The following is a 22760-nucleotide window of genomic DNA, read 5'->3' as shown; positions in this document are numbered from 1 at the left end:
TCGGAGTGCCCCGAACCCAGGCGCTCCTTGCAGTGGTTCGAACAGCCCGCTGTTAACGGGTTGGCTCCGCATCGGCTTCGGCGAACGCTTCGCGGGCCAGGCGGAAGCTGTCCACCGCCGCGGGCACGCCGCAATAAATGCCGACCTGGAGCAGGATTTCACGAATCTGTTCACGGCTCAGGCCGTTGCGCAAGGCGCCGCGGATATGCAGCTTGAGCTCGTGGGGCCGGTTGAGGGCGGAAATCATCGCCAAGTTTATCATGCTGCGCTCTTTGAGCGATAAGCCGTCGCGGCCCCAGACATGACCCCAGCAATATTCGGTGACCAGCTCCTGGAGCGGCTTGGTGAAGTCGTCGGCGTTCTGGATGGAGCGGTTGACGTAGTCCTCGCCCAGCACCTGGGTGCGGATCTGCAGGCCCTTCTCGTACTTTTCATTGCTCATTGCAGTGCTCCGAATGAAAACAGGGGCCGCAACCGAGGGTGAGACGATTAGCGCGGCCCCTAAAAACAGGGACATCGGTGTGGGTTTCTTCGCGGGTGAACGCGCGAAGCAGACCGCGCGGTCTATCAGCCCAGCGAGGGCAGGGCGCCAAGCTTGCCCTTGTGATAGACCATCGGTGTCACCGGCTCGGCCGGCAGCACCAGGTTTTTCACCGCGCCGACGATGATCGCGTGATCGCCGCCGTCGTACTCGCGCCACAACTCGCACTCGATGATCGCCGTGGCCTTGGCCAGCAGCGGGTTGCCCAGCTCGCTCAGGTGCCAGTCGATGCCTTTGGCCTTGTCCTTGCCTTTACCCGCAAAGGCATAGGCCTCGGCGGTCTGGTCGGCCGACAGCAGGTGAATGGCGAACTGCTTGCTGTCGCGCAGGATCGGGTAGGTGTCGGAGGCGTAGTTGGGGCAGAACAGCACCAGCGCCGGGTCGATCGACAGCGCGCTGAAGGCGCTGGCGGTAATGCCGACGATACCGCCATCGCCATCGAGCGTGGTGACCACGGTCACGCCGGACGGGAAGGAGCCCATCACGTCTTTATAGATGCCAGGTTCGATCATCTCGTGCTCCTTCTCAACGCATCACAAACGGATCGGGCATTGGCGCGGTGGACAGGTTGATCCACACGGTCTTCAGCTCGGTATAGGCCAGCACCGAATCGATGCCGCTCTCGCGGCCGTAGCCGCTGTTTCTGAAGCCGCCGATCGGCGCCATGGCCGAGACTGCGCGGTAAGTGTTGACCCAGATGATCCCCGAGCGCACGTCGCGCGCCAGGCGATGGGCGCGGCCCAGGTCGCGGGTCCAGATGCCGGCGGCAAGGCCGAACTGCGAGTCGTTGGCCATGGCCAGCGCCTCTTCCTCGGTCTTGAAGCGGATCACCGCGGCGACCGGGCCGAACACCTCTTCCTGCATGATGGTCATCGAGTTGCTGTCGCACTCGAACAGGGTCGGCTCGTAGAACCAGCCGTCGCCCTCGACCTCGGCGCGCTTGCCACCCAGGCGCAGCTTGGCGCCCTCGGCCTTGGCCGCAGCGACCAGGCCTTCGACCACGGCCAGTTGCTGGGCGGTGGCCATCGGGCCCATTTCGCTGGCGTCGTCCTGCGGGTTACCGATGCGGATGCGCTTGGCCCGCTCGATCAGGCGCTCGACGAACGCGTCGAAGATCTCGTCCTGCACCAGCAGGCGCGAACCGGCCACGCAGCTTTGTCCGGAGGCGGCGTAGATGCCGGCCACTGCGCCGTTGATGGCGCTGTCCAGGTCGGCGTCGGCGAAGATGATGTTCGGCGACTTGCCGCCCAGCTCCAGCGACAGCTTGGCGAAGTTCTCGGCGCTGCTGCGCACCACATGGCGGGCAGTGGCGGCACCGCCGGTGAAGGCGATCTTGCGCACCAGCGGATGACGGGTGAGCGCCGCGCCGGTGCTTGGGCCGTAACCGGTGACGACGTTGACCACGCCGGCCGGGAAACCGGCTTCCAGCGCCAGGCGGGCCAGCTCCAGGATGGTGGCCGACGCATGCTCCGAGGGTTTGAGCACGATGGTGTTGCCAGCGGCCAGGGCCGGGGCGAGCTTGATCGCGGTCAGGTACAGCGGGCTGTTCCACGGGATGATGCCAGCCACCACACCGATGGGATCGTGCACGGTGTAGGCGAACAGGTCGGGCTTGTCCAGCGGCAGGGTGCCGCCTTCGAGCTTGTCGGCAAGGCCTGCGGTGTAGTGGAAGAATTCCGGCAGGTAGCCGACCTGGCCGCGGGTCTCGCGGATCAGCTTGCCGTTGTCGCGGCTTTCGAGCTGGGCCAGGTGCTCCTTGTTCTCGGCGATCAGGTCACCGAGGCGGCGCAGCAGCTTGCCCCGTGCGGTGGCGGTGAGCCCGCGCCAGGCCTTGCTATCGAAGGCGCGCTGGGCGGCCTGTACCGCCAGCTCGACGTCCTGCTCGTCGGCATCGGGCAGTTGCGCCCAGGCCTGGGCGGTGGCCGGGTCGAGGCTGTCGAAGGTCTTGCCGCTCTGGGCATCGCGCCACTGGCCGTCGATGCACATCTGGAAACGAACGAGGGTCATGCAACTATCCCCTTGGCGGATTCGGTGAGGGTGCGGGCTTGGCTCAGGAAGTCCAGCAGCATGCGGTTGACTTCGCGCGGAGCCTCAACGGGCATCATATGCCGTTGTTCGGCCAGGACCACGCTGCGGGCGCCGGGAATGCGCGCGGCGAGCTGGCGGGTCATGGCCGGGGTGGAGCCGGAATCGAGTTCGCCGGTGGCGATCAGCGTTGGCACCTGGATGCTGCCCAGGTCCGCTTCGCGGTACATGTCCTGGGTGGCGAACAGCGAATAGGTGGTGTGGTAGCCCTGGGGGTCGTTGCTGGCCAGCACCTGGCGGATGGCCGCGACCTGGGCCGGGTTGGCCGCCTTGTATTCGCGGCTGAACCAGCGGTCCAGCGCCGCGTCGACGTTGGCGTCCGGGCCAAGCTCGGCAGCCTGCGCGGCGCGGGCGATGACACCGGCGCTCTGCTCGGGGCTGCGGTTGAACACGCTGTTGAGCACGACCAGGGCCGCCAGCCGCTGCGGGTAGTGCAGGGCGAAGGCGCGGGCGACCAGGCCGCCCATGGAGAAGCCGATGACGGTGGCCTGGGGAATCTGCAGGTGGTCGAGCAGTTCGGCGAGCTGGGTGGCGTAGCCTTGCAGGTCGGTGTCCGGCGCGGGCAACGCGCTCTGGCCATGGCCGAGCATGTCGTAGGCGATGACCCGGTAGTCGGTGGACAGGCCGACGAACTGGCCACCCCACATTTCCTTGTTCAGGCCCACGCCGTGGATCAGCACCACGGGTTGGCCCTGGCCGAGGCTCAGGTAGCTGGTCCCGGCAGGTGTACGTTCAGCGACAGGCTGAATCATGGATGGCGCTCCTTGAAAGGCCGGTGCCGTGACGCTTGGCTCCGGCCCGTCTGCTTATTGTTATTGAGCGTTGGCTTTCTCGGCAGCCAGTTCTTCCAGGTCGATGTAGCGGTTGCCGATACGCGGGTGCAGGCGGCCACCGTCGGAGGCGCCCAGGACCACGACGATCTCGTCGGCGCGCGGAGCGTCTTCGATCTGCATTTCCAGGGTGATGTAGTGCGAGCGCAGGCCTTCGTCGTCCTTCTGCATCATCGGGATCTGGATCGAGGTGCCCGGGCCGCCGCGCTTGTTGGTGAAGCTCAGGTAGCTCTTGGCCTGGACCGCTTCACGGTAGTGGTTGCCAAAGCGCAGGGTGTGGATCACCGCCGACGCGTGCTCGATCTCACCCTCGGCACCGACCACCGCTGCCTTGCCGTAGGCCTCGATCTTGTCGGCACCACCGATGGCGGCGGTCAGGCGCTCGACCATCAGCGCACCCAGTTCGGAGCAGTTGGCGCGGATTTCCGGCTTGAGGTCTTCGACAAAACCACGGCCAGCCCATGGGTTCTTGATCACCACGGCCAGGCCGACCATGGTCACTGGTTTGTCGGTGGCCTTGCCGCCTTCGATGCGGGTTTCTTCGGAGTAGGTGACGATCTTGCGGATTTCGAAACTCATGGGGGCTCCTGGTGAGGGTTATCAGCTCTTGTTGTCTGATGGTATACCATAATATTTGATGTGCAAGAGGGGGCGGGAAATTTCTCCTGCGGGGGGACGAAAGGTGTGCTGTGCCGCGGTTTTCTGGGGTGTCTGTACTGATCTTCTGGTGGGCAGGCGCAGTTGAAGCGCAGCCAAAAAAATGCCCGCTCTCACAGGTCATGAAAGCGGGCAGGTGCAGCGGGCTACCGATCAGGCAAACGCTGGCACCACTTCCTTGATGAACAGCTCCAGCGATTTGCGTTTCTCTGCGTGCGGCAGGCTGTTGTCACACCAGAAGCTGAATTCGTCGACGCCAAGTTCCTGGTAGTACTTGATGCGCGCAATGATTTCTTCGGGGGTGCCGATCATGGTGTTCTTGCGGATGTTCTCCAGCGCGAAGGCCGGTACCTCGGCGAACTTGGACTCGGGGCTGGGCTCCAGGAAGCCATTGACCGGGGTGGTCTTGTTGCCGAACCAGGCATCGAAGGTGCGATAGAAGCGCGAGATCGCCTGGGCGCCGATCTTCCAGCCATCGGGCTCGGCCGGGCTGTGCACGTGGGTGTGGCGCAACACCATCAGTTGCGGGCGCGGCACTTCAGGGTTGTTGTCCAACGCGGCCTGGAACTTGTTCTTCAGGTCCAGCACCTCTTCGTCACCCTTCATCAGTGGGGTGACCATGACATTGCAGCCATGCTTGACCGCAAAGTTGTGCGAGTCCGGGTCGCGGGCGGCGATCCACATCGGTGGCATGCCGTGCTGCACAGGCTTGGGCACGCTGGTGGAGGTGGGGAAGTTGTACACCTCGCCTTCGTGGGCGTAGTCGCCCTGCCACAGGGCGCGGACCGCCGGGACCATCTCGCGCAGGGCCTTGCCGCCGTCGGTGGCGGGCATGCCACCGGCCATGCGGTCGAACTCGAATTGGTAGGCGCCGCGGGCCAGGCCCACTTCCATGCGACCATTGCTGATCACATCGAGCAGGGCGCATTCGCCAGCTACGCGGATCGGATTCCAGAACGGCGCGATGATGGTGCCGGCGCCCAGGCGGATGGTCTCGGTACGGGCAGCCAGGTAGGCCAGCAGCGGCATAGGGCTGGGCGAGATGGTGTATTCCATGGCGTGGTGTTCGCCGATCCATACGGTGTTGAAACCGCCGCGCTCGGCCATCAGGGTCAGTTCGGTCAGGTCTTCGAACAGCTGGCGGTGGCTGACCTGGTCATCCCAACGTTCCATGTGTACGAACAGCGAAAATTTCATGGGGCTTTCCTCGGAGCTTGTTGTGGTCGATGTGGGGACGGCGCGGCACAGGGAAACAGGCCGCGTCCTGAATGACACCGGCTTTGCCGGTGATCGCGGGACGAGCCCGCTCCCACAGAGTCTTGCGTCGAACTGCAGGTATCAGGCGAAGGCGGGCAGGCTGGCCATTTTGCCGCGGCAGTAGACCATCGGTCGTGGGGCGTCCTCAGGCACGATCAGGTTGTGTACCTTGCCGACCATGATGGCGTGATCGCCACCTTCGTACTCGCGCCACAGCTCGCACTCGATGATCGCCGTGGCACCGGCCAGCAGCGGGTTGCCCAGCTCGCTCAGGGTCCACTCGATACCGCTGGCCTTGTCCTTGCCTTTTTTGGCGAATGCATAGGCTTCGGCCTGCTGCTCGCCGGACAGCAAGTGGATGGCGAAGCGCTTCTGCTTGATCAGTACAGGATAGGAGTCGGAGCTGTAGTTGGGGCAGAACAGCACCAGCGGCGGGTCCATGGACAGGGAAGAAAAGGCGCTGGCAGTGAGGCCGACGACCGAGCCGTCGTCGTCCAGGGTGGTGATGACCGTGACGCCGGAGGGGAAGGAGCCCAGGACGTGCTTGTAGACGGTTGCGTCGATCATGGCGTGAACCTCTAAGGGGCGTGCGGTGGTCCGCGTTTTTTATCGTTGATGTGTCTGATGGTATACCGTAATACCTATATTGCAAGCAGAATTTTCCGCGCACCGGAACACACGATGAACGGTAAAAGCCCCGTATTCATTGGTCTTGATTACTAGAGCCCTGCGCCACAGTGGCGCACACGGCAGATCAGATGCGCTGAAAAAGCACAGCGCAGTGTTGTCAAAAGTTTGGAATACCATAATATGGTCTTCAGCTGAGAGGCCGCCCCGAGCGGTTTCCATACAAAGATAAAAATGATCCTTTCGAGCTGAAATCCTATGTCCCAACCGTCGTCGCAACACCAGTTTGTCGAGAATCACACGGTCGATCATGTTCCCCCCTCCGAGCGCCACGGGAAGGCGCGCGACCTCTTCACCCTCTGGTTCAGTACCAATATCGCGCCACTGCCGATCGTCACCGGCGCGATGGTGGTCCAGGTGTTCCACCTGAACCTGCTGTGGGGCCTGGTCGCCATCGTGATGGGGCATCTGCTGGGCGGGATCGTCATCGCCCTGGCCTCTGCGCAGGGACCGCAGCTGGGCATTCCGCAGATGGTGCAGAGCCGCGGCCAGTTCGGGCGCTACGGCGCCTTGCTGATCGTGTTCTTCACCGCGCTGATCTATGTCGGCTTCTTCATTTCCAACATCGTCCTGGCGGGCAAGTCGATCCACGGCATCGCCCCGAGCGTGCCGATGCCCACGGCTATCGTCATCGGTGCCCTGAGTGCCACGGCCATTGGTGTGATCGGCTATCGCTTCATCCATAGCCTGAACCGCATCGGTACCTGGGTGATGGGCTCGGCGCTGCTGGCCGGCTTCATCATGATGTTCGCCCAGGAGCTGCCAGCCGACTTCTTCAGTCGCGGGGCCTTCAACCTGTCGGGCTTCATCGCCACGGTGTCGCTGGGCACCATCTGGCAGATCAGCTTCTCGCCCTACACCTCCGATTACTCGCGCTACCTGCCGCGCGAGATCGGTATCGCCAAGCCGTTCTGGGCGACCTATTTCGGCGCGACCCTGGGCACCATCCTGTGTTTCAGCTTCGGGGCGGTGGCGGTATTGTGCGTGCCTGAAGGCACTGATGCGATGGATGCGGTCAAGCAGGCCACTGGCTGGCTGGGGCCGGTCCTGATGGTGCTGTTCCTGCTCAACATCATCAGCCACAACGCGCTGAATCTGTATGGCGCGGTGCTGTCGATCGTCACCGCGATCCAGACGTTCGTCGCTCACTGGACGCCGAGCGTGCGGGTGCGGGTAGTGCTGGCGTCGGTGATCCTGTTCGGGTGCGGGCTGGTGGCGCTGAATGCCTCGGCGGGGTTCATCGGCCAGTTCATCGGTCTGATCCTGGCACTGCTGCTGGTGCTGGTGCCCTGGGCGTCGATCAACCTGGTCGACTTCTACCTGATCAAGAAGGGCGAATACGACATCGCCTCGTTCTTCCGCGCCGATGGCGGCATCTACGGTCGCTTCAACCACCACGCCATCGTTGCCTATGTATGCGGGATCCTGGTGCAACTGCCGTTCGCCAATACGGCGCTGTATGTGGGGCCGTATTCGAACATCGTCGAAGGCGCCGACCTGTCGTGGCTGTTCGGGTTGCTGGTGACGGTGCCGCTCTATTATTGCCTGGCCACTCGCGGCAAGGCGCTGAAGGCGGGACGTGCGCTAGGTGTGAGCGACTAGTTGATGTGCAAGAGGGCCGCAAAGCGGCCCTCGGTGTTTCAGTTCACACCTTGAACTGCGCCACCATCCCGTTCAATTCCACCGCCAGGCGCGAGAGATCCTGCGCCGCGGCGCTGGTCTGGTTGGCTCCCGCAGAGGTCTGCATCGCCAGGTCACGGATGTTCACCAGATTGCGGTCTACCTCACGCGCCACCTGGGCCTGCTCTTCGGACGCGCTGGCGATCACCAGGTTGCGCTGGTTGATCGCGGCGATCGCCTCGGCAATCAGCTCCAGTGCCTGACCTGCGGCCTCGGCGATCTCCAGGGTGCCGCTGGCACGGCCCTGGCTGCTGTGCATCGAACCCACGGCGCGCTCGGTGCCGGTCTGGATACCCCCGATCATCTGCTCGATCTCGGCCGTGGACTGCTGGGTCCGGTGGGCCAGCGCGCGCACTTCATCGGCGACTACGGCAAAGCCACGTCCGGCTTCACCGGCCCGTGCCGCCTCGATGGCGGCGTTGAGCGCCAGCAGGTTGGTTTGCCCGGCAATCGAGCCAATCACATCGAGCACGCGGCTGATTTCGTTGGCGCTGGTGGCCAGTTGTTCGATCTCGCTGGAGGTGCCGGTGACGTCCTCGACCAGTTGCTGGATCGAGCTCAGCGCCTGGTTGACCTGATCGCGGCCATCGCGGGTGGTCTGGTCGGCGCCTTTGGAGGCGTCGGCGGTGCTGACCGCGTTGTTGGCCACTTCCTCCACCGCAGCGGTCATCTGGTTGACCGCAGTGGCGGCCTGGTCGATCTCCGCGCTTTGCTGGTGCAGGCCGCGGCTGGTGTCTTCGGTGACGGTGTGCAGCTCTTCGGACGCCGAGGCCAACTGGTCGGACGAGGCCGCAATCTTGCGGATGGTGTCGCGCAGGCTTTCCTGCATGCGGCTCAAGGCCCGCAGCAGCAGCGCCGGCTCGTCACGACCGACGATGCGGATTTCCTGGGTCAGGTCGCCGGTGGCCACGCGCTCGGCAACGCTCACGGCTGCGGCCAGCGGTACGACGATGCTGCGGGTCAGCAGCACGGCGATGGCCACCAGCGCGAGGATGATCACCACCAGCGACAGCACGATCAGTGTAAAGGCTTCTTCATAGGCGTCACTGCTGCGCTGCGAGGCTTTGTCGGCACCGTCGGAGTTGTACTGCATCAGGGTGCCGAGCGCTTTCATCATCGAGTCGGCGTACTCGGCCAGCGGGCCGTTGACCAGGCGCCTGGCCTCGGCAATGTCGCCGTTGGCCGCGGCATCGCGGATCGACTTCTGCAGGCCGTGGTAGCGCTGGGAGAGAGAGACGAAGTTATCGAACAGGGCGCGGTCGTCCTTTTCGATGATGGTCGATTCGTAGGTTTTGATGCCTGCTTCGAGCGAAGTATTGATCTCGCCGATGCGGCCGAGGGTGGTCTGGCGGACGGCGGGATCTTCCTCGATCACGCTGCGCAGGGTCATGGCACGGGCGCGGCCGAGATTGGTGCTGACCTCGTTCAGGGCAATGATCGCCGGCATCCAGGTGACGCGGATTTCATCGGTGGCGCTGTCCATGCGCCGGGTTTCGTACAGCGATATCAGACCCATGACCAGCACCAGAACGCCCAGCAGCGTAAATACGCTGGCTGCCCGGATACCGATCTTCATATTCCTTAAGTGCATGGAGCTACTCCTTGAATGTGGCGTGCAGGCTTCAAGCGCTGGGTCGTGGGGCCGGAATCGGCGAAAGGGGCCAGGCGTCTCGGTGCGCTGCGGGAAAGTACAATGTCCTTAACTTTAGTAGGTTTTTTGACGTCAATAATGCCACGGTGCCACTATTATTGACCAGTCATTCAATGTAACTACACGTATAAACAGATCCGTCATTTTTTGACGGATCTGTCAGGTTTATTCGCTTAAACGATGGCGATCATTGGATCGGCAGCGGCCAGGGCCTTGCTGCGATCAGCCTCGGGCGGGTAGATCCAGACCGAGTTGATCTGGCGCTTGAGCTGCTTGCCTTCATCGCCCTGCAGCTTCAGTTCACGGTCCCACCCTTCGCTGAACGCCGCGCCCCAGTCGCCCAGGTCGAGGCAGGTGACGTACTTGGGCTGGCGATACACCACCGGCGCCTCGCCGAGCAGGTCGGCCATGGCATTGTTGCCCGAGTGACGGCCCATGGGGATGGCGTGCTGGCAGGTCATCAGCGCGTGGTTGCCCAGGTCATCGACTGCGGCCCAGGCCACGTCGCCGGTGGCGTAGATATGCTGCTGGCCGATGACCTTGAGGTGCTCGTCGACGCGCAGGCGACCCTGGGCATCACGTTCGCCGGCGATCTGCGCGGTCAGCGGGCTGGCCTTGACGCCTGCGGTCCAGATCACCGTCTTGCTGGCGATGTACTCGCCGTTGTCCAAGGTCACGCCACCGGCATCCACCGCGATCACCGAAGCATTGGTGAGCCATTGCACGCCGGCGTGCTGCGAGGCGGCAACGATGGCTGGGGTGATGCCTGCACCCAGGGCTGCACCGACCTGTGCGCCGCGATCGATCACGATCACGCGGATATTGGCCTGCTCGCCGAGTACTGCGCGCAAGCGGGCAGGCATTTCGGTGGCGGTCTCGATGCCGGTGAAACCGCCACCGCACACCACCACGGTGTTGCGGGCCGGGGAGGCCGGCAGGCTGGCGAGGTCGGTCAGGTGTTGCTCCAGCTTGATCGCCGACTCCATCTGGTCGACATCGAAGCTGTGCTGGTCCAGACCCGGTACGGCAGGGCGGGCAACCTGGCTGCCGGCGGCCAGTACCAGGCGCTCGTAACCCAGTTGGCGGGTCTGGCCATTGGCGTCGATATAGGCGACCGAACGTGCGTCGGCATCGATGGATTGGGCATGGCCCTGGATGAAATTCACCCCTACAGCCTCGAACAGCTCGCCAAGCGGCGCTTTCATGGTGTGCACATCGGCTTCGTAGAAGCGCGGCCGGATGCGCAGTTCGGCCTGCGGCGCGAGCACGCTGATGTGGATGTCGCCACGCTTGGCGAGGTCGAGCAGGCGGGCGGCGCTCAGGGCGCTCCAGACGCCGGCAAAACCGGCACCGATGATCAGGATGTGTGGGTTCATGGACAGGCTCCGCGAGAGGATCGAAGGGGTTTGGGTCGAGGTCCGGCGTGCGTTGCTGCGCTTGCCGAATAACTACGACTCTATTGGTCGTAGTTTAAAACGACAAGCTTTTTTTAGCGGGCAGTCGCAGGCGGCCCTCGCTTTGCAGGTGAACCAGCGATAAATCAAGGGTTCTGGGTGATTGAGGAAAATAGGCAGGCGACCGATGGTGGCCGATGGCTTTGCCAGTTTCTGGGGAAGGGCGTACTATTTGCGATAAATTTGGTCGGAGATTGATATGTCGTTATACAGCGCGGGCGTCGAGTACGGCATTCACTGCCTGCTGTTCCTCATCGACGAGCGCGGCGACAGCCGCGAGTCCAGCGTGCGTGATCTCGCCGAACTGCAAGGGGTGCCGCAGGAATACCTGGCCAAGGTCTTCACCAAGCTGGCGCGTGCCGGGCTGGTGGCGGCCACCGAGGGCGTGCGTGGCGGTTTTCGCCTGGCCCGGCCTTCGGACGAAATCACCGTGCTGGATATCGTCAACGCCATCGATGGACCGAAGAAGATCTTCGATTGCCGCGAGATCCGTGAGCGCTGCTCGCTGTTCGACGGCGCAGCGCCCGGCTGGGCCACCGAGGGTACCTGTGCCATCCATGCGGTGATGCTCGGCGCGCAGAAACGCATGGAAGAGGCACTGGCCCAGCAGACCATCCTCGACCTGGCGCGGCGCTTCGGGCGCAAGGCGCCGGCCGAGTTCGGGCAGAAGGTCAATGACTGGATGAGCGAGCGGCGCGATGGCAAGGGTGGGGCAGGAGACATCGCGCTCAAGCAGCTCTAGCGCGTAGGGGCTGTGTAGAACACTGCCAGCCAGACCGTCGTCGCATCGGCCTGCGTCCACTCCACGCGATGTCGGCAATGCGGCGGGATATCCAGGTGGTCGCCTGCCTTCAGTACCCGCGTTTCGCTTTCGTGCTCCAGGCGTAACCCGGCGCTGCCGGTGAGAACCACCACCCACTCGCCTTCGGCCTGGTCGTACCAGAAATCGGGCGGGCTGCATTGGCCGCTGGAGACGATGCGCTCGATGCGCAGCCCTGGGCGGCGCAGCAGTTCGTCGAATTGCTCGGCGGCCGCAGGGTCGAGCGGGGGCAGGGGGCTGAACAGGTTGTCGGGCATGGACGTTTGCCTTTCTTGATTCCGGACGGTGATTGTAGGAAGGTTCCGGGATTTTCCGCACGGAGCTAGGTTGTTACGGAGCTACCTTACGGAGCTACTTTACGGCACTGCGCAAGGAATCACGCCAATGGACAAGCTGCTGGCCATCAAGATGTTCATGGCGACTGTTGAAGCCCAGGGCTTTTCTGCTGCCGGCCGACGGCTCGGGGTTGCGACCTCGTCGGTGACACGCCTGGTCGATGCGTTGGAAAGCGAGCTGGGTACCAGCCTGCTCAACCGCTCGACCCGGCAGGTCAGCCTGACCGAGGCGGGTGTCGGCTACTACCAGCGCGCCCGCGCTATCGTCGCGGCCTTGGCCGAGGCCGATGCCAGCGTCGCCGATCGCGGGCAGGAACCGGTGGGCGTGCTACGCCTGTGCCTGCCGGTGGAGTTCGGGCGGCGGATGATTGCGCCGCACCTGGGCCGCTTCATGGCCCGCTACCCCTCGCTGGAGCTGGATATCGACCTGAGCGACCGCTTCGACGATTTGCTCGACGGGCGCTACGACCTGTCCATTCGCCTGGGTGATCCGGCGCCGAGCGACGAGCTGGTCAGTCGCACCCTGGGCACTTTCGAACGCTGGCTGGTGGCCAGTCCGGATTACCTGGCCAGCCATGCTGCGCTCGAACACCCCGCGCAGTTGAGCGAGCATGCCTGTTTGCGCTTTCGCTATAGCGGCCTGGGGCGACCTTGGCAACTGCGCCAAGGAGACGAGCTGATCGAGGTGGATGTGGCCGGGCCCTTGCGCTGCGCCAACTCCGACTTGCTGCGCGAGGCGGCGGTGGCGGGCAGTGGCGTCAGCCTGCTGGCAGACTGGCTGGTGCGCGACGATGTCGCTGCCGGGCGTCTGGTGCGGTTGTTCCCGGGCTGGCAGGCCAATCCGATCGCTGCCAGTTGCAATATCAACGCCCTGTACCTGCCCAACCATCGCTGGTCGCGGCGGGTAACGGCGTTCATCGAGTTCTGCGAGTCGTTGCTCAGGCCCTGAGCGTGGTGGCGTTGCGCCTGGCGCAAAGCCGCTTTGCGTTGCGTTCCGATTCCCTCGGCAGGCCCTGGCCGCTAAGGTGCGTGGCATGTCTTGCCATGTGTGAATAATCTGAAATGACTGCTTCTTTAGCGACTTCCTCTACATCCGGCACGTCACTGAGCCGAGGCCTGGTGACACTGCTGGCGTTCTGCTGCGGTGCCATCGTTGCCAACATCTACTACGCCCAACCCATCGTCGGCCTGATCGCGCCGGACCTTGGGCTGTCCACCGAGCGTGCCAGCCTGATCGTCTCGCTCACCCAGCTGGGCTACGCCCTGGGGCTGCTGTTGCTGGTGCCGTTGGCCGACCTGGTGGAGAACCGTCGGCTGATGATCGCCACGGCTGTGCTGTCCTGCGCCAGTCTGCTCCTGGCGGGCAGCAGCGGGCACGGCCAAGGTGAGCTGTTTCTCGGTTATGCCTTGCTGATCGGCTTCAGTTCGGTGGCGGTGCAGATGCTGATCCCACTGGCTGCGCATCTGTCGCCGGAGCAACAGCGGGGCCGGGTGGTGGGCAACATCATGGGTGGCCTGCTGTTGGGCATCCTGCTGGCGCGGCCCTTGTCGAGCCTGGTGGCCGATCACTTCGGCTGGCGTGCCGTGTTCCTGGGGGCGGCGGTGCTGATGGCGGCAATCGTCGTGCTGCTGGCCGTGACCCTGCCGCGGCGGGTGCCGGAGCACAAGGCCAGCTACGTCGAGTTGATGGCCTCGCTGGGCGGGCTGCTGCGGCGCTACCCGTTGCTGCGCCAGCGCTCGCTGTATCAAGGCTTGATGTTCGCGACGTTCAGCCTGTACTGGACCGCCGTGCCGCTGGCACTGGCAACCGAGCATGGCCTGTCGCAGAGCCAGATCGCCTTGTTCGCATTGGTGGGCGCGGTGGGCGCCATTGCGGCCCCGATTGCCGGGCGCCTTGCCGATGCCGGGCATGCGCGCCAGGCGTCGTTGCTGGCCCTGGTGCTGGCGCCGTTGTCGCTGCTGTTCGGGCTCAGCGCGCCGGGCTACAGCGTGATCGGCCTGGGGTTGACCGGGGTGCTGCTGGACTTCGCCGTGCAGATGAACATGGTGATCGGCCAGCGTGAGATCTACGCACTGGACCCAGCCAGCCGCGGGCGGCTCAATGCCGTGTACATGACCAGCATCTTCATCGGCGGTGCCCTGGGTTCGGCAGTGGCCAGTGCCTTGTATGCGGGTTATGGCTGGAATGGCGTGGCGCTGGTGGGCGCGGTATTGCCGGGGCTGGCGCTGGTGATCTTCCTGATGGTTGCTCGGCGGGCTTGACCCACCCTTCGGTAGGCGCGGAACACGTCGCAGCGGCGAACCGCCGCGCCTACCGAGGCGAGGGTCAAGCCTGCATCTGTTCGATCAACGCCCACAGCCGTGGGTCGTTGTAATCCTCGATCACCAGTTGCGCGCCGGCCTGTAGCAGGCGCTCGGCCGGCTGGGTGGTGGCCAGGGCCACGGTGAAGATCCCGGCGTCGACCGCCGCCTTCACGCCGGGCAGCGAGTCTTCGAAGGCCAGTGCCTGCGCGGCCTTGGCTTCCAGGCGCTGGAGGCCGGTGAGGTAGGGCAGTGGGTCGGGCTTGGGCCGGGCCAGTTCGTCGGCCACGAGCACATGCTCGAAGCGCTCGCCCAGGCCCATGGCCCCCAGCATGTGCTCGGCGTTCAGCCGCGGGGCATTGGTCACCACGCACATGCCGATGCCATGGCGCTCGGCGTGCTCCAGCAGGCGCAGCAGGCCCGGCATCGGCTCGAGCGTGGGCGACATTTCGCGGAACAGCGCCTCCTTGCGGTCGGCCAGGTGCTTGCACTCGGCGGCATCGGCCTGGGGGAACAGCTCCTTGAACAGCAGGCCATTGGAGCGGCCGCTGACCTGGGCGTTGAATTGCTCCTGGGTCAGTTCGCGGCCGTCGTAATCGTGCAGCAGCTTGCGAAACGCCTGCAGGTGCAGGGTGTCGGTGTCGGTGAGGGTCCCATCGAGGTCGAACAGCAGGGCGGTCAGCATCGGGCATCCTGGCAGTGAAGAAACAATTCAGCAGCGGCCATCATACCTGTATCGATCGATTACCGGTCAAGGGATTCGGCATCACGCCATGGGCAGTCGCAAGGTGGCGGCCAGGCCTTTGTGCGGTCGATTTTCCAGTCGCACCTGGCCGCCAAGGCGATCGATGATGGTCGCCACGATCGAAAGACCAAGACCTGCACCGTTCGTGGTGTTACGACTGTAGAAGCGTTCGAATACACGGGAAAGACTCGCTTCATCGATACCCGGGCCTTCATCCTCGACCACTAATTCGAAGGCGTTGTCCAGGCGCTTGAGTGACACGATGATGCGGCCTGCCGGGGGTGAATGCTCTACTGCGTTGGACACCAGGTTCTGCAGGGCGATGCCCAGCGCGCCAGCATCGATCACCAGGTGATGGTCGCCTTCGTCGATCTCCAGGGAGGGCTCCAGCCCCCGGTCCAGTATCCATGGGGTCAGCTCGGCCAGAGTGTCGGCGACCACCTCGGCCAGGTCTACGCGGGTAGTCGCACGCTGACCCAGCCGGGGCTCGACGCGGGCCAGTGTCAGCAGCTGATTGACCACTCGCGTCAACCGATCGACCCCGCCCATGAGAAAGCCCAGCGCTTTTTGCCGCTCGCTATCGTTACTGGCAGCCAAGGCGTTCTGTGCATGCAGGCGCAGGACCGCCAACGGCGTGCGCATTTCGTGGGCGGCATCGGCGATGAACCGATGCTCGCGCCGTAGCAGGTCCTTGATCTGTGCCAGCAAGCGGTTGATGGCGGCCTGCATGGGCTCAAGCTCCGAGGGCAGAGGCACCAGTTGCAGGGGCTCCAGCGAGTCGGCGTGACGCCCGCGTATGACATTGGCCATGTTCTGAAGCGGTCCAAGTCCCCAGCCAATGGCGACCCAGACCAGCAATGCCAATGCCAGGCTGCCGAGTAGAAAAGGCAGCAGGGTGTGACGCACGATGCGGTCGATCAGGTCGTAACGTACGTCGTCACGCTCGCCTACCCAGATCACCCAATGTTTCTCCGGCACCGGTAACACGAAACCACGCCACTGTTCGCCAGCGGTGATGAAATCGTAGAAGCCCGCCGCAGTTGGAGGCGGCATCGCCGGTGCGCTGGGGGTATGCACCAGCAGGCCTGCCCCCTCCTGCCACACCTGGAAAGCCAGTTTGCTTTCATACGGGTGCCCGACCTGATGCCGTCCTGCCTTGCTCAACGCCTGGTTGAAGGCCTGATACAGCACTTCCCGTGAGCCTTCCTGCACCGGCATGCTCATGACGCCCTGTAGCAGGCGGGCATTCTGGGCGAGGTGGGCGTCATAGACTTCGTTAATTTCGCGGCGGCTGTCGTGATAGTTGTAGAGCGCCAGCAGGCCGGTGCCGAGTAGCAGCAACAGCATCACCCGCCAGAGTGTGCGTTGGCGTAGCGAAGTCATGCCTTGGCCTCGACCAGGTAGCCGATCCCGCGCACCGTCCGGATCAGTCCGTTGAACAGCTTCTTGCGCAGGTGGTAGATATTGACCTCCAGGGTATTGCTCTCGGGCTCTTCGTCCCAGCCATACAGTAGCTGGGTCAGGCGTTCACGGGTGAAGACCCTGCCCGGTTGCGCCAACAGTTCGTGCAGCAGCAGGTATTCCTTGGGGGTCAGCACCACCTCGTTACCCTTGTAGTGCACTTGCTGGGTGGCCGGATCGAGGCTGACGCCTGCATGCTCGATCAATAGCTTGGCGCGCCCGGCGCTGCGCCGCAGCAAGGCGCGCAAGCGCGCCTTGAGCTCGTTGAGGTCGAAAGGCTTGACCAGGTAATCGTCAGCGCCGGCATCGAGGCCGGAGATACGGTCGTCCAGTGCATCCCGTGCCGTGAGGATCAGCACCGGCAGGCTTTCGCCACCGGCGCGCACCCGTCGCAACAGTTCCAGGCCATCCATGCGAGGCAGACCAAGATCCAGAATCACCAGGTCGAAGCTCTCATGTTGCAGCGCATGCAAGCCACTGACACCGTCACGAAGCCAGTCCAGGGTGTAGCCTTGCTGGCGCAAACCGTCACAGATCCCTTCGCCCAGTGCAATGTCGTCTTCAACCAGCAGCAGCCGCATGCTCAGTCCTGTTTGTCCTTGATCATTTTCATTAAAGCATCGATATCGCCGCGTCGACCTTGGTCAGCCAACTCACGTCCTGGTCGCGGTGGGGCCTGCAAGGCTTTGTGCAGGGCTTGAGTGGCTTCAGGATAACGCTTCTGCCGGTAGAGGTGATCGGCCCAGAAGTAGTTGCTGTCGATCCCGTTTGGGTTGATCTGCAGGGCTTGGCGCAGCAAGGCGTCTGCCTTGTCGGAATCGCCGAACCCGATCGGCCAGCCAGGCACTTGGTCGTATAGCGTGCCGAGACTGGTGTAGGCCGAACCCTGCAAGGCGTTGGGGTCCAGTTTCATGGCTTGTTCCAGGCTGGCCTTCGCCGCCTTGACCTTGCTCAATGCGCCAAGGCCACCTGTAGCCCCGGCCCAACTGCTGTTGATGATGCCTTGCCAGATCAAGGGTTCAGGGGCGCCGGGGTACTGATGCACGAACGTGGCGGCATCGCCAGCCAGCTTTTCAAGCGCGTCGGCACGTTTTTCCTTGGGCAGTTGATACTGGATCTGCGCCCAGCGCTGCTGCAGGCTGCTCAGGTGTTCGGAGCCGGCCTGGTCCAATGCCCAGGTCAAAGGTGTGAATGCCAGCAAGCTGGCGACGAACAGGCGCTTCATTTGATCGACTCCTTGGAGTGGTTGCCGATATAGCGGCGAATGACGGGCAGTTGCTTGCGTAGCGCACGATCGACGATGCCTGGCAGCATGCTGTTGATCCGCACGAAGAGTTTTTCCGGCCAGCCCAGGTATACCTCGCTGCGCTCGGACTGCACGGCCTCCAGCACCGCGCGCGCGACATCTGCCGGGTCGTCCATGCCGACTTTCAGCGCTTGGTTGAGCGCGGTCGCGGCGCTGCTGTTCATGGCGGTATGGGTCGCCCGGGGGGCGGCGTACAGGACGTTGACCGTGGTGTCGGCCAGCTCACGGCGTAACGCCTCCGAGAACCCGCGCAAGGCGAACTTGCTGGCGCAGTAGGTGGCGTAGCCCGGATAGCCGATCGATCCATAGGTTGAGCCGACGTTGACCACCAGCGCCTTGGGCTGAGCACGCAGCAGTGGTAGGCAGGCACGTGTCAGTTGCAGCGGCGCCTTCAGATTGATGTCCAGCAGTTCGTCGAGCGCCTGCTCGTCCAACTGATCGAGCAGGGCGAAGCTGTTCACGCCAGCGGCGTTGATCAGCACGTTGACGTGGCCCCTCTCGCGGGCGCGGGCGACCACCTGTTCTCGCCCCTCTCGTGTGCGCAGGTCGGCGGCTTGCCAGTACAGACGGTCCGGGTATCGGTTCATCAGGCTGGCCAGCTTGCCCATGTGTCGGCTGACGGCCAGCACCTGGGCACCGGCAGCGCACAACTGCTCGGCCAGCTCCAGGCCAATGCCGCCACTGGCACCGGTAAGGATCACGACAGATTCAGGCAAACGCATGATTCACCTCATGCAGCCCAGCGCGTGGCAAGCCTTGGAACATCTCGGTGTACAGGCGATAGACGACTTTCGCTGCGTGGATGACGGCCTGTTGATCCGCAGCATCGTCGAGACGGTCCATCAACTGTTTGTAGGTCTGCATGTGGCCCTGGTCGAGCGCACCATGGGAGCTGAGGTAGCTGAACGCTTGGTTAGGCAGGCCCAGGGTGCTTTGGATGGTGCCCGCCGCCTGGGTGGCCAGGGCGATACTGGTGCCTTCGAGCACATTGACCATGCCGAACAGGCCGACCGGGTTGCCGCGAGCAATCAGGTCGTAGAGGTAGGCGACCATCAGCTCTATCGACAGTGCCGGTCGACCATCACGTACCGCTTCCCAGTCACCGCCGCACGCCTTGATGTCGTTGAGAATCCACTGCTCGTGGCCGTACTCCTCGTCGATGTATTCGCACACCGCGCCGCGCAGCCACTCCAGCCGCGACGGCAAGCGTGCGCCACAGGCCATCATCAGTGGAACGGTGTGACGAACATGGTGGTAGGCCTGGGTCAGGAAGGCGACATAGCTGTCCAGGCTGACCTGGCCGGCCAAGGCTTCACGGATCACCGGCACAGCGAACAATGCCTGGCGTTGTTGGGCTGTCTGTGTTTGCAGCGTGTCGAAAAAGGACATGGTAGACCTCACAAAGAAATCTCGGATAACAACGTGTGGTAACGCTTCAGGATCGCCTCGCGCCGGGGACGGCCATTGGCTGTCAGGGTCTCGTCATGGATGCTCAGTGGGGTCGGCAACCGGCGCCATGCAGACACGCGGGCGTAATCGGGCAGTTGCGCGTTGCAGTGCTGCACGGCCTGCTCGATGGCTTCATCGCTGGCGGTGGGGTCCAGTGGCCACAGCAGTGCCAGGTTGTGCGGCAAGGCTTCGCCATGTACGAATGCCTGGGCGATGACGCCGCTCTGGGTCAGCTCGGCTTCAACCCACTCTGGGTTGACGTTGCGCCCGAAGCTGGTGATGAACTGGTGTTTCTTGCGCCCGTTCAGGTACAGGTAGCCCTCGTCGTCGAGGTGGCCGAGATCGCCGGTCGCCCACCATGACCGGGTAACCGGGGCGTCCTCCAGGTAGCCAAGCAAGGTCGAGCCGGCCACCAGCACCTCGCCGTCCTCGGCAATGCGCACCTGCACGTGGGGCAATGGCTTGCCGACGCTGCCAGGGCGAATGGCCCCCGGACGGTTCAGCGCAACCACTGACGCGCATTCCGACAGACCATACCCTTCGAACACCGGTAACCCGACCGCTTCGGCCCGTGCCAGCAGGCTTGGCGATACCCGTGCACCGCCCACCGCGACTAAACGCAGTGGGCCAACGCGCATCAGTCCGCGCTCGATGGCCATGACCAGCCCCATCAGCAATTGCGGTACGAGTATCAGGCTCTGAGCACCGCTGAGCGCAATGACGCCCAGCAGTTGCTTGAAGTCGACCTGGCTCGCCCCGTTCATGCCCAACTGCTGCTGCGGGTATAGCTGTACGCAGGCGCCCGCCATCAGTGCGGCGTAGACGCCAATATTCTCCAGCAGCACACCCACTGGCAGCACTGCCAGATAGTGCAGTGTTTCGGCTGGTCGGCTGGCAGCTTCCAGCTCGCGCGCTACACGCAGTATGGCTTCGGCGCTGAGGCAGACACCTTTGGGGTTGCCGGTGCTGCCAGAGGTGTAGGTGATCTTGGCTGTGCCATCAGGCAACTCTGCGCGGGTCGCGTTTTCGCGTACCCAGAATTCACCATTCTGGACAAATCCCTTGTCTGGCAGATGCGGCGTCCGCTGCGTCGCGCACAACACGGCTGATGCACCGCTTTGGACGATGCAGTGATCGAACTGCGCCGCACTGAAGAACGACGGCACGATCACGCAGGGGCGCTCTGCGAACAAGGCAGCCAGATCCCAGAACAACAGCTCAGGGCCGTTATCCAGGGCCAGTACCAATGTACCCGCAGGTTGTCGATGCAGCACCTGAGCGCGCAGCCCCACCTCTGCGAGCAATTGCCGATAGGTGTAACGGTCAGTCGCTCCCTTGACCGCCACGGCACCGGCATGATCACGTGCGAGCGACATCAGCTGCTCGCGGAAACGCTCCAGTTCACGCAGCATGACCGGCCTCCTTGGCAATCAAGGGAAAGCCCAGTCGTTGGAATACGCCGGATCGGGTCAACGCGTCGAAGCCGTCGCCGATGCGCCCGACGAACACCTGGGGGCGTTGGTCATAGTAGGTCCCCCATTGGTCTACCTGGCCTCGAAGGCGGTTTGGGTCTGCCGACGCCAGCACGGTGGGTGTCAGCCCTAGCCGCCGAAAGCTGTTGATCAAGGTCGCGGCGCCGGTGAATGCGACCCACTCAAGGCCACGGATGGCAAGCAGCCAGGTGATGGCAATGATAATGATGCGGGCGCTGCCGGCGCTGAGCGAAGCCAGGTTGCCTACCTCGACCATGCAGGCGCGGCTTGGCGAAGTGCCTGTGAGCTGGGAAACGGCGGCCTCCAAGGGCATGTCCAGATACTTTTCGAGGAAAAGCGGACCCTCGCAGGCGGGGCGCATGCCTGCAGCTGCGATCAGTTGCCCGTGACTGTCCTGCAATGCCAGCAGCTCTGGCAGGTAATGCTGCACATCGGCCCGGTGCACGGTGGCAAAACATTGGTGGATAAAGTGCTCCAAGTCCTTGCGCGCGAGGTCATCCGCTCGATGAAGCGACAGGTGCGCGCGATGATCCGGGTGATTGCCGATAGCGAGTGGGAGCAGGCTGCTCCATTGAGATTCGGTCATGAAACTCCCCCTAATTGGGCTTGACGGGGTGGATTATCGGTATCGAATCTGAATGGAATCTGAAGTGGTGCGTTCGATGTTGGGCGCGCGCAGCAGGGGCACTGTTCGAGGGTGTCGGTCTGGGCAAGGACCCGAGGTGCGGCGACGAAGGGGGCTGTTCAGTGTTCCTGGAAAAGAGTACAAATGTGCTCCATGGACAAACTATCCCCCAAACGCCGCGCCATTCTCGAATTCATCCGCGAGCGCATCGCCGACCACGGCCAGCCGCCGAGCCTGGCCGATATCGCCGAGCGCTTCGGTTTCGCCTCGCGTAGCGTGGCGCGCAAGCACATCACTGCCCTGCATGAGGGTGGTTACATCGAGGTCACGCCTAACCAGGCGCGGGGCATTCGCCTGGCCGAACCGCTGCGCCGACCGGAAATCCTCGAGATTCCGGTGCTTGGCCGGGTCGCCGCCGGTGCGCCGATCGGTCCGGACCTGGGCATCCACGAACAATTGCTGATCGACCCCAGCCTGTTCCGTCGCACGCCCGACTACCTGCTCAAGGTGCGCGGCGATTCGATGATCGGCGACGGTATCCTCGACGGCGATCTGGTCGGCATTCTCCAGCAGGGCGATGCTCGCGACGGGCAGATCGTCGTTGCACGGCTCGATGGCGAGGTCACCATCAAGCGCCTGCAACGGGTGGCGGGTGGCTATCGGCTGCTGCCACGCAACCCGGCCTATGCCCCCATCGACGTGGGCCCCGAGCACGACTTCTGCATCGAAGGTGTGTTCTGCGGCCTGCTGAGGCGTGACTGATGGGCGCGGTAGTCGATCTCGATGGGTTGCTCGACCAGCGCCGAATCTGGCGTGGGCGGCAGGTCCAGGCGCGCCCGCTCGGCTTGCAGCCCACCGGTCATGCCGCGCTGGACGAGCGCCTGCCTGAAGGGGGCTGGCCATCGGCGGCGCTCAGCGAGTTGCTGCTGGCCAGCCCCGGTTGTGGTGAACTGCAGTTGCTCTGGCCGACCCTCGCCCGGCTGAGCGGCGAGGGTGGACGGGTGGTGCTGGTAGCGCCGCCGTTCATTCCCTATGCGCCGGCCTGGCAGGCGGCAGGCGTCGATCTGCGCTGGCTGGCGCAGGTCGCGGCCGAGCCAGACGAGGCCCTGTGGGCTGCCGAGCAGTGCCTGCGCTCTGGCAGTTGTGCGGCGGTGCTGTGCTGGCCGGAGCGCGCCGATGACCGCTCATTGCGCCGCTTGCAGGTCGCCGCTGAAACCGGTGAGGCGCTGGCCTTCGCCTGCCGACCCCAGCAGGCGGCGCACAACCCGTCGCCTGCGGCTTTGCGTATCGCCATCGATACGCGTCCGGCACAGTGGCGAGTGCTCAAGTGCCGTGGCGGTCTGGTGCCGGCCACGCCCATCGCCGCTCCCGGACGAGGCTGAT

The 22760-nt window shown here is 63.9% G+C and carries 24 protein-coding genes; 6 read left to right on the top strand and 18 right to left on the bottom strand.

Annotation, left to right across the window (positions count from 1 at the left end; genetic code table 11):
- Positions 1–52 precede the first annotated feature (52 nt).
- The 7 genes from AB688_RS17330 to AB688_RS17300 form a co-directional block, all read right to left on the bottom strand.
- On the bottom strand, positions 53–442 hold the full coding sequence (locus AB688_RS17330; protein WP_054892020.1) for a carboxymuconolactone decarboxylase family protein: 390 nt from the start codon (positions 440–442) through the stop codon (positions 53–55).
- A 125-nt stretch (positions 443–567) separates the two neighbouring features.
- Positions 568–1053, bottom strand: coding sequence for a flavin reductase family protein (locus AB688_RS17325; RefSeq protein WP_063545283.1), 486 nt, complete (start codon positions 1051–1053; stop codon positions 568–570).
- Between the two features lie 13 nt (positions 1054–1066).
- Positions 1067–2548 (bottom strand): aldehyde dehydrogenase, encoded by a 1482-nt coding sequence (locus AB688_RS17320; protein ID WP_063545282.1) that lies wholly within the window; start codon positions 2546–2548, stop codon positions 1067–1069.
- Positions 2545–3378, bottom strand: a complete 834-nt coding sequence (locus tag AB688_RS17315) for an alpha/beta fold hydrolase (protein ID WP_063545281.1) — start codon at positions 3376–3378, stop codon at positions 2545–2547. The genes AB688_RS17320 and AB688_RS17315 overlap by 4 nt, the downstream gene beginning before the upstream one ends.
- 60 nt (positions 3379–3438) lie before the next feature.
- Entirely contained in the window at positions 3439–4035 is a 597-nt protein-coding gene (locus AB688_RS17310; RefSeq protein WP_054892016.1) for an amino acid synthesis family protein, read from the bottom strand.
- Positions 4036–4266: 231 nt separating this feature from the next.
- Positions 4267–5310, bottom strand: a complete 1044-nt coding sequence (locus AB688_RS17305; protein WP_063545280.1) for an LLM class flavin-dependent oxidoreductase — start codon at positions 5308–5310, stop codon at positions 4267–4269.
- A 141-nt stretch (positions 5311–5451) separates the two neighbouring features.
- The gene (locus tag AB688_RS17300) at positions 5452–5937 is read right to left on the bottom strand and encodes a flavin reductase family protein (RefSeq protein WP_063545279.1); all 486 of its coding nucleotides are present in this window, start codon (positions 5935–5937) and stop codon (positions 5452–5454) included.
- A gap of 318 nt (positions 5938–6255) precedes the next feature.
- On the opposite strand from AB688_RS17300, the gene AB688_RS17295 reads away from it, so the two are divergent.
- Positions 6256–7659: a purine-cytosine permease family protein gene (locus AB688_RS17295; RefSeq protein ID WP_054892013.1), complete on the top strand. Its 1404-nt coding sequence runs from the start codon at positions 6256–6258 to the stop codon at positions 7657–7659.
- A 43-nt stretch (positions 7660–7702) separates the two neighbouring features.
- Here AB688_RS17295 and AB688_RS17290 read toward each other — a convergent pair whose 3' ends face one another.
- Positions 7703–9313 (bottom strand): methyl-accepting chemotaxis protein, encoded by a 1611-nt coding sequence (locus AB688_RS17290; RefSeq protein WP_419555269.1) that lies wholly within the window; start codon positions 9311–9313, stop codon positions 7703–7705.
- Between the two features lie 248 nt (positions 9314–9561).
- Positions 9562–10764, bottom strand: coding sequence for an NAD(P)/FAD-dependent oxidoreductase (locus AB688_RS17285; protein WP_063545277.1), 1203 nt, complete (start codon positions 10762–10764; stop codon positions 9562–9564).
- A gap of 277 nt (positions 10765–11041) precedes the next feature.
- On the opposite strand from AB688_RS17285, the gene AB688_RS17280 reads away from it, so the two are divergent.
- Positions 11042–11584 carry an RrF2 family transcriptional regulator gene (locus AB688_RS17280; protein ID WP_063545276.1) on the top strand — a complete coding sequence of 181 codons (543 nt, stop codon included), beginning with the start codon at positions 11042–11044 and terminating at the stop codon, positions 11582–11584.
- Here the strand turns inward: AB688_RS17280 and AB688_RS17275 are convergent.
- Positions 11581–11919, bottom strand: coding sequence for a cupin domain-containing protein (locus AB688_RS17275; RefSeq protein ID WP_063545275.1), 339 nt, complete (start codon positions 11917–11919; stop codon positions 11581–11583). The two genes, AB688_RS17280 and AB688_RS17275, sit on opposite strands and share 4 nt — an antisense overlap.
- 127 nt (positions 11920–12046) lie before the next feature.
- On the opposite strand from AB688_RS17275, the gene AB688_RS17270 reads away from it, so the two are divergent.
- Positions 12047–12946 carry a LysR family transcriptional regulator gene (locus tag AB688_RS17270; protein ID WP_063545274.1) on the top strand — a complete coding sequence of 300 codons (900 nt, stop codon included), beginning with the start codon at positions 12047–12049 and terminating at the stop codon, positions 12944–12946.
- Positions 12947–13059: 113 nt separating this feature from the next.
- The gene (locus AB688_RS17265) at positions 13060–14259 is read left to right on the top strand and encodes an MFS transporter (RefSeq protein ID WP_063545273.1); all 1200 of its coding nucleotides are present in this window, start codon (positions 13060–13062) and stop codon (positions 14257–14259) included.
- Positions 14260–14323: 64 nt separating this feature from the next.
- Here the strand turns inward: AB688_RS17265 and AB688_RS17260 are convergent, their stop codons facing one another.
- The 8 genes from AB688_RS17260 to AB688_RS17225 all read right to left on the bottom strand — a co-directional run bounded on the left by AB688_RS17260 (position 14324) and on the right by AB688_RS17225 (position 21338).
- Positions 14324–14983, bottom strand: coding sequence for an HAD family hydrolase (locus AB688_RS17260; protein ID WP_063545272.1), 660 nt, complete (start codon positions 14981–14983; stop codon positions 14324–14326).
- 81 nt (positions 14984–15064) lie between these two features.
- On the bottom strand, positions 15065–16426 hold the full coding sequence (locus AB688_RS17255) for a sensor histidine kinase (RefSeq protein ID WP_063545271.1): 1362 nt from the start codon (positions 16424–16426) through the stop codon (positions 15065–15067).
- On the bottom strand, positions 16423–17085 hold the full coding sequence (locus AB688_RS17250; RefSeq protein WP_063545270.1) for a response regulator: 663 nt from the start codon (positions 17083–17085) through the stop codon (positions 16423–16425). The genes AB688_RS17255 and AB688_RS17250 overlap by 4 nt, the downstream gene beginning before the upstream one ends.
- Before the next feature lie 2 nt (positions 17086–17087).
- Positions 17088–17729, bottom strand: coding sequence for a tetratricopeptide repeat protein (locus AB688_RS17245; RefSeq protein ID WP_063545269.1), 642 nt, complete (start codon positions 17727–17729; stop codon positions 17088–17090).
- Positions 17726–18532, bottom strand: a complete 807-nt coding sequence (locus AB688_RS17240) for an SDR family oxidoreductase (RefSeq protein ID WP_063545268.1) — start codon at positions 18530–18532, stop codon at positions 17726–17728. The genes AB688_RS17245 and AB688_RS17240 overlap by 4 nt, the downstream gene beginning before the upstream one ends.
- Positions 18519–19199, bottom strand: coding sequence for a TenA family transcriptional regulator (locus AB688_RS17235; RefSeq protein ID WP_063545267.1), 681 nt, complete (start codon positions 19197–19199; stop codon positions 18519–18521). The genes AB688_RS17240 and AB688_RS17235 overlap by 14 nt, the downstream gene beginning before the upstream one ends.
- Before the next feature lie 8 nt (positions 19200–19207).
- Complete coding sequence (locus AB688_RS17230) at positions 19208–20671, bottom strand: AMP-binding protein (protein WP_063545266.1); 1464 nt, start codon at positions 20669–20671, stop codon at positions 19208–19210.
- On the bottom strand, positions 20661–21338 hold the full coding sequence (locus AB688_RS17225) for a thermostable hemolysin (protein ID WP_063545265.1): 678 nt from the start codon (positions 21336–21338) through the stop codon (positions 20661–20663). Before AB688_RS17225 ends, AB688_RS17230 begins: the two co-directional genes overlap by 11 nt.
- A 183-nt stretch (positions 21339–21521) precedes the next feature.
- Here AB688_RS17225 and lexA point away from each other — a divergent pair, with 183 nt between their 5' ends.
- Together lexA and imuA are read left to right on the top strand one after the other, a co-directional pair.
- On the top strand, positions 21522–22139 hold the full coding sequence (gene lexA, locus AB688_RS17220; RefSeq protein WP_063545264.1) for a transcriptional repressor LexA: 618 nt from the start codon (positions 21522–21524) through the stop codon (positions 22137–22139).
- Positions 22139–22759 carry a translesion DNA synthesis-associated protein ImuA gene (gene imuA / locus AB688_RS17215; RefSeq protein WP_054891570.1) on the top strand — a complete coding sequence of 207 codons (621 nt, stop codon included), beginning with the start codon at positions 22139–22141 and terminating at the stop codon, positions 22757–22759. The genes lexA and imuA overlap by 1 nt, the downstream gene beginning before the upstream one ends.
- The last annotated feature ends 1 nt before the right edge of the window (position 22760 follow it).

This window comes from Pseudomonas putida (genome assembly GCF_001636055.1).
Lineage (GTDB): Bacteria > Pseudomonadota > Gammaproteobacteria > Pseudomonadales > Pseudomonadaceae > Aquipseudomonas > Aquipseudomonas machongensis.
This window is presented reverse-complemented; position numbering and strand designations above follow the sequence as displayed.